This window comes from Miniphocaeibacter sp., from assembly GCF_049276255.1.
In the GTDB taxonomy this organism is placed as follows: Bacteria; Bacillota; Clostridia; order Tissierellales; family Peptoniphilaceae; genus Miniphocaeibacter.
On record NZ_JBASWB010000013.1, the window covers coordinates 1 to 10,600 of the forward strand.

General features: G+C 29.2%; 11 protein-coding genes. All 11 read left to right on the plus strand.

Translation table 11 applies throughout. The annotated features are described in order from the left end of the window. On the plus strand, positions 1-362 hold a 362-nt coding region (locus WAO56_RS01370; RefSeq protein WP_422146202.1), incomplete at its 5' end, for a GHKL domain-containing protein. 227 nt (positions 363-589) lie between these two features. Continuing rightward, positions 590-778, plus strand: coding sequence for a hypothetical protein (locus WAO56_RS01375; RefSeq protein ID WP_422146203.1), 189 nt, complete (start codon positions 590-592; stop codon positions 776-778). Then, positions 775-1,110: a hypothetical protein gene (locus WAO56_RS01380; RefSeq protein ID WP_422146204.1), complete on the plus strand. Its 336-nt coding sequence runs from the start codon at positions 775-777 to the stop codon at positions 1,108-1,110. Before WAO56_RS01375 ends, WAO56_RS01380 begins: the two co-directional genes overlap by 4 nt. A gap of 197 nt (positions 1,111-1,307) precedes the next feature. Further along, a complete protein-coding gene (gene sufC, locus WAO56_RS01385) occupies positions 1,308-2,054 on the plus strand; it encodes a Fe-S cluster assembly ATPase SufC (RefSeq protein ID WP_422143128.1) in 747 nt (248 codons plus the stop codon). Next, positions 2,054-3,463, plus strand: coding sequence for a Fe-S cluster assembly protein SufB (gene sufB, locus WAO56_RS01390; protein WP_422143129.1), 1,410 nt, complete (start codon positions 2,054-2,056; stop codon positions 3,461-3,463). The genes sufC and sufB overlap by 1 nt, the downstream gene beginning before the upstream one ends. A gap of 9 nt (positions 3,464-3,472) precedes the next feature. Beyond that, positions 3,473-4,534, plus strand: a complete 1,062-nt coding sequence (locus WAO56_RS01395) for a SufB/SufD family protein (RefSeq protein ID WP_422143130.1) — start codon at positions 3,473-3,475, stop codon at positions 4,532-4,534. A gap of 8 nt (positions 4,535-4,542) precedes the next feature. Further along, positions 4,543-5,766 carry a SufS family cysteine desulfurase gene (locus WAO56_RS01400; protein ID WP_422143131.1) on the plus strand — a complete coding sequence of 408 codons (1,224 nt, stop codon included), beginning with the start codon at positions 4,543-4,545 and terminating at the stop codon, positions 5,764-5,766. Next, positions 5,756-6,193, plus strand: coding sequence for a Fe-S cluster assembly sulfur transfer protein SufU (sufU, locus tag WAO56_RS01405; RefSeq protein ID WP_422143132.1), 438 nt, complete (start codon positions 5,756-5,758; stop codon positions 6,191-6,193). The genes WAO56_RS01400 and sufU overlap by 11 nt, the downstream gene beginning before the upstream one ends. An 89-nt stretch (positions 6,194-6,282) precedes the next feature. Next, on the plus strand, positions 6,283-6,426 hold the full coding sequence (locus tag WAO56_RS01410) for a hypothetical protein (protein WP_422143133.1): 144 nt from the start codon (positions 6,283-6,285) through the stop codon (positions 6,424-6,426). 510 nt (positions 6,427-6,936) lie between these two features. Continuing rightward, complete coding sequence (locus WAO56_RS01415; RefSeq protein WP_422143134.1) at positions 6,937-8,685, plus strand: ABC transporter ATP-binding protein; 1,749 nt, start codon at positions 6,937-6,939, stop codon at positions 8,683-8,685. Then, positions 8,675-10,462 (plus strand): ABC transporter ATP-binding protein, encoded by a 1,788-nt coding sequence (locus tag WAO56_RS01420; protein WP_422143135.1) that lies wholly within the window; start codon positions 8,675-8,677, stop codon positions 10,460-10,462. The genes WAO56_RS01415 and WAO56_RS01420 overlap by 11 nt, the downstream gene beginning before the upstream one ends. Positions 10,463-10,600 lie beyond the last annotated feature (138 nt).

Consider the following 10,600-nt stretch of genomic DNA (forward strand, 5'->3'; position numbering starts at 1 on the left):
AAATAGAATTCCACCTAGAGGTCTTAAATGAAGTAGATAGAATTAATATGAAAACTACAGACCTTGTAAGATGTCTAGGAATATTACTGGATAATGCAATAGAAGAAGTGGAAAAACTAGAAGAAAAAGTAATAAAACTGGTAATACTTCAGGAAGAAAAAGTCACAACGATAATGGTTAAAAACCCGGTAACAGAAAAGGTAAATATTCAAAATATATACGAAGAAGGTTTCTCTACAAAGGGAGAAAAAAGAGGATTAGGCCTTTCAAATTACAAGGAAATAGTAGAGAACTATGAAAATATAGTTAGGGAAACTATTTCTACAGAAAGGGAATTCAATCAAATATTAAAAATTGCTTAGTTAGATACTAGGCAATTTTTTATTTTACAAATAAATATTTTCATTTAAGAAAGAATATAGTCAGTTTAAGAAGAAAACAAGAAACTTTTCTAGTAATTGATATTATTAAAGAAAAGAAAATAGGAAGTGATTATGTGAATGGCATTTTTAATTTTATTGAGGCAAATATTTGTAAGCTTATATTTTTTAAACTTTATAAATATATTTTTGATAACTAGGATGATATTATGGAATTTATTATTAACGGTTTTACGAATTTATGGGATTTCACTTTAACAGCTTTTAAAAATGATTGGTTTGGAGTAGTAAGTACAATTATCCTATATTTTTTATTAAGTAGACCTATTTATCATTTTAGAGGGGTAAAAAGTAAGTTTGATGCTTTGGATAGGAGCATATTTGGTCATTATTATTGATTTTTATTTTATCGTATTTAATTTTAGTTGCTTCCCTAATTATAGAAACTTTTGACAATTCTCTGGGAGAGGTTTTAAGACAATTAGAAAACTTAAATATACTTACTTTTTCAAAATTGATAGTTTCCTTGACTTTAATTTCCCACATACTTTTAAGATTTAGTAAAAGAGAAAGAGAATTTGATAAGCTTGTTAAGGAAGAATTACCTAAAAAGAGCAAGGAATTTAATAGGGGTATGGAAGAATACCAAAAAGAGTATAGGGAAGAATTTAAAGAAACCATTGCAGGTATTAAAGAAAAAGTGGTAAACCCTATAAAAAATAAAAAGTAATAATTTATAAAACTAAGTTTATTATTGGACTTAGTTTTTTGTTTAGCTATTTAACAATTAAAAAAAATGTTATATAATTAATTACCGGGTATTTTATAGAACTTTATTTTTTTATTTCAATAACCTACTAAAAGACTCGGAATTATTTTCACAAACATAACGTACTATTTATGTAGGATATAAAACAGGAGGAAAAAGTGAAAGAAATATTAAATGTAAAAAACTTGAAAGTTCAAGTTGAGGATAAAGTAATTTTAAAAGGTATAGATTTAAAGATTAACTACGGAGAAATACATGTTTTTATGGGACCAAATGGAGCCGGTAAAACTACTTTTGCCAATGCAATTATGGGTAACCCTATATATGATATTTCTGAAGGGGAAATTTATTTTAAAGATAAATTAATAAATGATTTAGCAGTAGATGAAAGAGCAAGGGAAGGAATATTTATGTCCTTTCAAGCACCTATTGAAGTTCCGGGTATAACTGTAGAGAACTTCCTAAAAACTGCAAAAACTGCAGTAACAGGTGAAACTCAAAGGGTTATGCCCTTTAAAAGGGAGCTAAAATCCAGTATGGAAAAACTTGAAATGAACCCTGATTATGCTAGTAGATATTTAAATGTTGGATTTAGTGGTGGTGAAAGAAAGAAAAATGAAATTTTACAAATGTCTATTTTAAATCCTACTTTAGCATTTTTAGATGAGACGGATTCGGGACTTGATGTTGATGCTATAAGAATTGTTTCTCAAGGTATAAATGATTTTCACAGTGAAGAAAACGCCATTGTAATTATTACCCACCAAATAAAACTACTTGAGAAAATTAATCCGGATTATGTTCATGTATTTGTTGATGGAGAAATTGTAAAGTCAGGGGATATGTCTTTAGCCTTGGATATTGAAAAAAACGGATTCGATGCTTATAAAAAGGAAGTGGAATAATGGCACAAATTGAAAAAACTCAAGTTGAAAATATAGACAGGGAAATTTATGATATTAAAAATGAATTTACCTATGATTATAAAACTGACGCTGGTTTAACTCCGGAAATTATTAGGGAAATTTCAGCTCAAAAAAATGAGCCTAAATGGATGCTTGATTTTCGTTTAAAATCTTTAGAAATTTATAATAGGTTGGATATTCCAACATGGGGTGCCGACATTTCAGAGCTGGACATGGACAATATTGTAACCTATGTTAAACCTAAATCAGGTTTAAATTATTCTTGGGATGATGTACCGGAGGATATAAAAAATACCTTCGATAGTTTGGGAATTGTAGAAGCAGACCAAAAATCTTTAGCAGGAGTTGGAGCACAATATGATTCCGAGGTAGTATACCATAGTATTCAGGAAAATTTAATAAAACAAGGTGTTATTTATACGGATTTTGAAACAGCTGTAAGAGAACATGAAGATATTATTAGGGAATATTTTATGAAACTTGTTCCACCAACAGACCATAAATTTGCAGCTTTACATGGCGCTGTTTGGTCAGGAGGTTCTTTTGTATATGTTCCGGAAGGAGTTCATGTAGATATTCCAATTCAATCCTATTTCAGACAAAATGCACCAGGTACAGGACAATTTGAACATACCTTAATTATAGTAGAAAAGGGAGCGTCTGTTCATTTTATTGAAGGTTGTTCTGCACCGAAATACAATGTAAATAATTTACATGCAGGCTGTGTAGAGCTTCATGTAAAAGAAGATGCCTACTTAAGATATTCTACTATAGAAAATTGGTCAAAAAATATGTTTAATTTAAATACTAAAAGGGCTTTAGTAGATAAAAATGGAACAATTGAGTGGGTAAGCGGTTCTTTTGGATCTAAGGTTTCCTACTTGTATCCAATGAGTATTTTAAGGGGTGAAGGATCAAAATCTGAATTTACTGGTATTACTTTTGCAGGAGAAGGGCAAAACTTAGATACAGGAACTAAAGTTGTAATGGCTGCTCCAAATACAAGTTCTAATGTTAATTCTAAATCCATTTCAAAATCAGGTGGTATTGCAACCTATAGGGGTTTATTAAAAATTACACCGGAGGCAAGAGGGGCAAAGGCAACTACTAATTGTGAATCACTAATGTTAGATAATGACTCACGTTCAGATACTATACCGGTTATTATTATAGAAAATGATGATGTGGATATTGGTCATGAGGCTACAATAGGTAGAATTTCCGATGAAACAATTTTTTACCTAATGAGTAGAGGGATTAGTGAAGATGAGGCAAAATCTATGGTAGTTAGGGGATTTGCCGAGCCTGTTTCTAAAGAACTACCTTTAGAATACTCTGTTGAAATGAATAACTTAATAAATCTTGAGTTAAAAGGAACAATAGGTTAGGAGGATAATATGACAATATATAATGAGCTTCCGGTAACTACCTTTAGATGGACAAAAGCTAATCATATTTTACTAGATGATTTAAATATAAATAAAATAGAATATAATTATAGCACTATAAAAGTTGGAAAAGATAAGGTTTCTGATTTTCCAATGGCAGAAGAAATTAAGATAAAAGACGATTTTGTAGGAGCTAGTAAAGAGTCCTTAGAAGAGGTTTTAGAAAATACTAACTACAAGAAATATATTTTTGCTAAAAGTGGTGAAAACTTAGATATATATTTAGATTTAAATACTAACGAAGATAATCCAATTCTAATAGGAGATATTTCCATTTATGGAAAAGAGAATTCCAATATTCAAATAATAATGGATTATAGTGGAGATTATAAAAACGCCTATACCAATGTTTTAACAAGAATTAAAGCAGACAAAAATTCTAAAATTACTATTGTGAAAGTACAAAGACAAGGTGAAATTAGACATATTGAACATAGATATAGTCAAGTTGAAGAAAATGGTCAAGTAAAGTATTTAACAATAAATCTTGGTGGGAAAGAAAGTCTCTATCATTTTGTTACAGATTTAGTTGGAGATAATAGTAAGGCGGATTTAAAAACAATTTATATTGGAGAAGGAAAGTCACTAACTGATATTTATAATAATATTAGATTTTATGGTAAAAATTCCAATGGTGATTTTATAGTAAAAGGTGCATTAAAAGACCAGGCTAAAAAATATTTTAGAGGCACTTTGGATTTTATAAAAGGAAGTTCCCAATCAACAGGCGATGAAGAGGAAAATGTAATTCTTTTAAATGATAAGGTTAAGTCCTTTGCTATTCCCATTCTTCTTGCAGGAGAAGATGATGTAATGGGTAACCATGCAGCAAGTGCAGGACAAGTTGATGAGAATGTTCTTTTCTATATAATGAGTAGGGGCTTTTCTGAAAAAGAGGCTAAAAAAATGATAGTAGAAGGTTCTTTTAGACCATTAATAGATGAAATTAAAAATACGGAACTAAGGGATTTTGTTATTAATACTTTAGATAAAAAACTGGAAAAAGTCTAGGAGGAGTTATGAATAAATACAAGAGGGATTTTCCTATATTAAATAAAGAATTTAATGGGAGGAAATTAATTTATTTTGATAATGCAGCAACTTCTCAAAAACCTAAGACAGTACTAGATGCAGTTTATGAATATAACATAAGTTCAAATGGTAATCCCCATAGGTCAGCCCATACTCTATCTGTAAAAGCTACAGAGGAATATGAAAAATCAAAAGAAGTAGTAAGGGAATTTATTAATGCGGAAAGTGTAGAAAATATTATTTACACTAAAAACGGTAGTGAATCTATAAATTTAATTGCCAGATCTTTTGCAGAGCCTAGATTAAAAAAAGGTGATAAAATAGTTTTAACTATAGCTGAACATCATTCCAATATAGTACCTTGGCAAAGAGTAGTTGATAAAACAGGAGCTAAACTGGAATATATTTATATTAATAAGGAAACGGGAAAATTATTAGAAGAAGATTATAAAAAAATCGATGAGAATACAAAAATAGTTTCCTTTTCTCATATAAGTAATGTACTAGGTATGAAATTGCCGGTTGAGGAATTGATTAAAAGGGCAAAAGAAGTTGGAGCTATAACAATAGTAGATGGAGCCCAAGGAGTTCCTCATGTAAAAGTAGATGTTCAAGAAATGGGATGTGATTTTTATACATTTTCAGGCCATAAGATGTTGTCCTCCTTAGGAATAGGAGTTCTTTATGGCAAAAGGGATATTCTAAAAAGTATGGAACCATTTATTCTAGGTGGTGATATGATTGAGTATGTTGAAGAACAAACTACAACATTTGCAGAATTGCCCTTTAAATTTGAGGCAGGTACTCAAAATGTAGAAGGAGCTGTTTCATTAAGAGCTGCCATAGAATATTTAAATAAAGTTGGTTATGACTTTATAGAGGAAAACAATCGAGAGTTAATGAAATATTTACTAGAGGAAATGATTAAAATTCCAGAAGTAAATATAATAGGCAGTAAGGATTATAAAGAAAAATATGGAGTAATAGCCTTTACTATAGAGGGTGTTCATCCCCACGATGTTGCAACAATAATGGACACCTATGGAATAGCCATAAGGTCAGGTCACCACTGTGCCCAACCTTTAGGAAAGTATTTGGGAATACTGGCATCAAATAGAATTAGTCCCTATTTTTATAACGATATTGACGAAGCAAAATATTTTATAGAAAAATTAAAGACAGTTAGGGAGGTTATGGGATATGGAGCTTAATCAACTATATTCTGAAGTAATACTGGAACATAACCAAGATACTAGGAATAAAAGGGAATTAAATCCCTACACTATGGAGGAAAGAGGTCATAATCCTAGCTGTGGTGATGATATTACCCTAAGATTAAATATAGAAGATGGAATTGTAAAAGATGCGGCTTATACAGGCATAGGTTGTGCAATAAGCCAAGCATCTACTTCAATTATGATAGATGATATAAAGGGAAAGACAGTAGAAGAGGCTTATAAAAAATTGGATTTATTTTTAAATATGATAAGAGGAGAAGTTACAGATGAAGAACTTCTTGAAGAAGAATTAGAAGAAGCAGTAGTATTTAAAAATATTTCCACCATGCCTGCAAGGGTAAAATGTGCAGTACTTGCCTGGCATACCTTAAAAGAAGCCTTAGATGAAAAGAATAAATAAATTACAAGAACAGCTTGGAAAAGTGATATGCACCCCAAATGTTAGACATTTATGATAACATAAATAAAAAACATAAGGGGTGTTTTTCTATGTCTAAAAACAATAAATATACAGGAGAATTCAAAGTTAAAGTAATAGGAACTATGAGAAATGAAAACTTAACTTATTCAGAAACTTTAAATAGGTTTAATATTCCTAGCCATTCAACCATACTAAGATGGGAAAGGATATAGTATGTTACCATTTCAACCATTTCAATATGGAATTGGATATGCAGCTATTTTAACATTTGAAAAGATTTAGTGAAGATAAGGAGTAAACAAAAGAATTTTAAATTTGTTTACTTTTTATATATTCTATAGTGTAAATATTATAGAATTATATAAAAATAATCTTTAAAGTATAACAATATTCATATTTAATACATATTTATGCATTTTACTTAGAGATTTCTTGACAATATATTTTTGCTATGATACATTTGATAAGTAAATATTAAAGAAAGAGAGGTAAAAAAATGATTAATTTAGGCAAAATGATTATTACAAATAATAACAGAACTAGAACGATGGGAAATAATAGTTTTTTTACAAATGAATTTAAATACCTCTTCATAAATCATTAAATTTAATTATTAAAGTTTTATTGAATATTAGTGGAGAGGCCATCTCCATTTACTTTAGAAGCACACCTAAGTATTTGGGTGTGTTTTTTGTGTGCAAATAATGATTAAGAGGTGATTTATGTTTAAGATTTTTAATAAACTATCTTGGTTTATAAAATATTATAAAAAATATTATATTTTAGTTTTAATTACTATGATAGTTTCAAATATTTTAATTATAATTCCACCAAGACTTTTGGGAATTATTTTAGATGATATTAGTAATGAAACTTTAACTTTGGAAAGATTATATATTTTAATTGCTATTTTAGTTATTGTAGTCTTGGTCCATTATGGTTCAAACTATATTTGGTCTTATTATATTTTTAAAGCATCTGACGAAATTGAAAGAGTAACTAGATTTAGACTTATGAAAAAATATTTAAGACAGAGTCCAAAATTTTTTGAAAAAAATACTACTGGCTCTTTAATGGGAAAGGCAACTAATGATGTAAGTATGATTTCTGAATTTGCCGGTTATGGAATGATGGCATTTTCAGATGCTACACTTTATCCTTTGGCAATTTTAATTGTAATGGCTGTATCAGTTAGTTTTAAATTAACAATAGTTTCAATTTTACCACTGCCTTTGTTATTTTATGCAACTAAGAAAATAGAAACAATTCTATATGCAAGGTTCGAGCAAGTACAAAGAAGCTTTGACAAATTAAATGATATAGTTCTTGAAAATATTTCCGGTGTTAGAGTTGTAAGAAGCTACACTCTAGAGAAAAGTCAAACTAGGGAATTTGAAAAAGAGTGTTTAGATTATTATGAAAAAAACATGAACCTTGTAAGAGTTTCAAGTATTTATGGATTTATTAGTAGGGTTATTCCGGGACTTAGTATGGTAATAACAATTCTTTATGGAACTTATTTAATTGGTGTTAACGACCTTACAATTGGAAACCTTGTAACAGCTACTCTTTATATTAATATGTTAGTCTGGCCAATGTTTGCCTTAGGTGATTTTGCCACTATAGCAGAACAAGCAAGTGCTTCTATGGATAGAATTAACGAGGTTTTAAATTATAAAGAGGATTTAGTCGACAATGAAAATGCATTTATATACGAGGGAAAGGGAAATATAGAATTTAAAAATTTGGATTTTTATTATCCTACATCAAAATACAAGGTTTTAGATAATATTAACTTTGTTTTAAAAAATGGACAGACCTTAGGGGTTGTTGGAAAAACCGGCTCAGGAAAAACGACTTTAGTAAAGCAACTTTTGAAAATGTACAATCTTGAAAACAAAAGTTTGAAAGTTGGAAAAAATTATATAGAAGATTTAAATACTAAAAGTATTAGGGGGAAAATCGGTTATGTACCTCAAAGACATATTGTTTTCTCAAAGACTATAGAGGACAATATTAAGTTTTCCGACAGTTGTAAAACTCATGAAGATGTTGAAAAAGTTGTTGAGTTAGCAGATTTTAAAAAGGATTTAGCACAGCTTCCGGAAGGTCTTAACACTATGGCGGGAGAAAGGGGAGTTTCTTTATCTGGAGGACAGAAGCAAAGAATATCTATTGCAAGAGCCTTAATTAAAGAACCGGAAATACTCATTTTAGATGACAGTTTGTCAGCAGTTGATGCAAATACAGAACAAAAGATTTTGAAAAATCTAAAGGAATATAGGAAGAACAAAACAAATATTATAACTGCCCATAGACTTTCAGCAGTTCAACATGCAGATTTAATTATCGTTTTAGATAAGGGAAAAATAGTAGAAGAAGGAACTCATGAAGAGTTATTTATGAAAGATGGTTGGTATAGGGAACAGTTTATACACCAACAGTTAAAAGGTGAAGAAAATGGAGAGTAATTTAAAAATCAATAAAATAAAATCAAAGGAAAAACGTAAATTTGTCATAGGTAAATTATCGAATTATACTTTTTTACAAATTAAAAACCTTTCTATAGGTATGCTTTTTACCTTATTTACTCTTTTAGCAGATTTAGGTGGTCCACTTATTATTTCCAGAATATTAAACAGGGAAATAGCTCAGGGAATAGGTGCAAAATCCTTAAGGGTTTTTTCTTTTCTTGTTGCGTTTTATTTTTTATTGTTAATAATAGGGGGAATTACAAAATATTTTAGCAGGTATTTTCTAGAGAAGGCCGCAAATAAAATTGCTCTTTTTATGCAAAGAGATGTATATAAACATGTGCAAAAATTACCAATTTCGTATTTTGATGAATTACCTGCCGGAAAGGTAGTTTCAAGAATTACAAATGATACAAAGGCTGTGAAAGTATTATTTCAAATTGTACTAAGTGATTTAATAACCTGTGGTATATACATTTTAGTTTTATACATTGCATTATTTTCCCTTGATTTTAAATTTACATTAGCAACCTTAATAATACTACCAATTTTATATTTATTATTTAAGGATTTTATTAATAAGGCATCATCTATTAATAAGAAAGGTAGAAGGCTTTTAAGCGATTTAAATGCAAATTTAAATGAGAACATACAGGGGATGGAAATAATTCAGTCCTTTAATCAAGAAGAAAAAATACTTGATGAATTTACTCTAGTAAATAATAAGATTTATAAAAATATGTTAAATTTAACAAAGCTTTATGCCTACAATTCATTTAACGCAACTCAAACATTGCAATATTTAACCTTAGGTGGAGTTTTATTTTATTTTGGTTATGGTTCTATAACGGGAGCATTTGCAGTAAATATTGGAATAATATATTTATTTGTAGATTATTTTACAAAAATATTTGCAAATTTAAATAATGCTATACAAAGAATAGGAAATTTAGAAACATCTTATGGGGCAGCAGATCATATATTTGAATTATTACAAATTGAAACAATTCCTGAAAGGGAAGAAAAAATAGAAAATATTAATGGAAATATAGAATTTAATGATGTTTCCTTTTACTATAAAGACGAAGAATATGTATTAAAAGATATTAGTCTTAAAGTAAGACCTGGAGAAACTGTAGCCTTTGTTGGACATACTGGCTCAGGTAAAAGTACTATGATGAACTTACTTTTAAATTTCTACAATGTTCAAAAAGGGGAAATTATAGTAGATGGTGTAGATATTTCCCAACTTAACCAAGAGGATTTAAGAAGAAATATTGCAATAGTATTACAGGACCCATTTCTATTTACCGGTACAATACTTAGTAATATAACTTTAAATGATGATAGAATTACAGAAGAAGATGCCTTAAATGCCTTAATGAAAGTTGGAGGAAAAATAATATTAGATAGACACCCAAAGGGAATTTATACAGAAGTTAAGGAAGATGGGGATGCTTTTTCAGCAGGGGAAAGACAGCTTATTTCCTTTGCTAGGGCCTTGGCAAAAAATCCTTCAATACTTGTTTTAGATGAAGCAACTGCAAATATTGACAGTGAAACAGAAACTATTATTCAGAAGGGAATAGAGGAATTGAAAAAGGGAAGAACTACATTTTTAATTGCCCATAGACTTTCAACAATAAAAAATGCAGATAAGATAATCGTATTGGATAAAGGTAGAATAATAGAGCAAGGTTCCCATGACGAACTAATTAGTTTAAATGGTGTTTATAAGAAAATGTATGAATTACAATCTGCAAAAGAGAAATAAAAAATCAGCTAAACAGCTGATTTTTTGTTTTACTAACTTGAAAATAAATAATTATAAGTAATATTTTCATAATTTGTAAACTTGTCGTTTAATTTAAAATTGTTGGAAATAATTGTTGCAATATCAGAAAAATTTCCC

Coding starts and splice junctions, on each gene's coding strand:
- WAO56_RS01375 (WP_422146203.1), top strand. CDS start 590: ATGGAATTTATTATTAACGGTTTTACGAATTTATGGGATTTCACTTTA.
- sufB (WP_422143129.1), top strand. CDS start 2,054: ATGGCACAAATTGAAAAAACTCAAGTTGAAAATATAGACAGGGAAATT.
- WAO56_RS01395 (WP_422143130.1), top strand. CDS start 3,473: ATGACAATATATAATGAGCTTCCGGTAACTACCTTTAGATGGACAAAA.
- WAO56_RS01400 (WP_422143131.1), top strand. CDS start 4,543: ATGAATAAATACAAGAGGGATTTTCCTATATTAAATAAAGAATTTAAT.
- sufU (WP_422143132.1), top strand. CDS start 5,756: ATGGAGCTTAATCAACTATATTCTGAAGTAATACTGGAACATAACCAA.
- WAO56_RS01410 (WP_422143133.1), top strand. CDS start 6,283: ATGTCTAAAAACAATAAATATACAGGAGAATTCAAAGTTAAAGTAATA.
- WAO56_RS01415 (WP_422143134.1), top strand. CDS start 6,937: ATGTTTAAGATTTTTAATAAACTATCTTGGTTTATAAAATATTATAAA.
- WAO56_RS01420 (WP_422143135.1), top strand. CDS start 8,675: ATGGAGAGTAATTTAAAAATCAATAAAATAAAATCAAAGGAAAAACGT.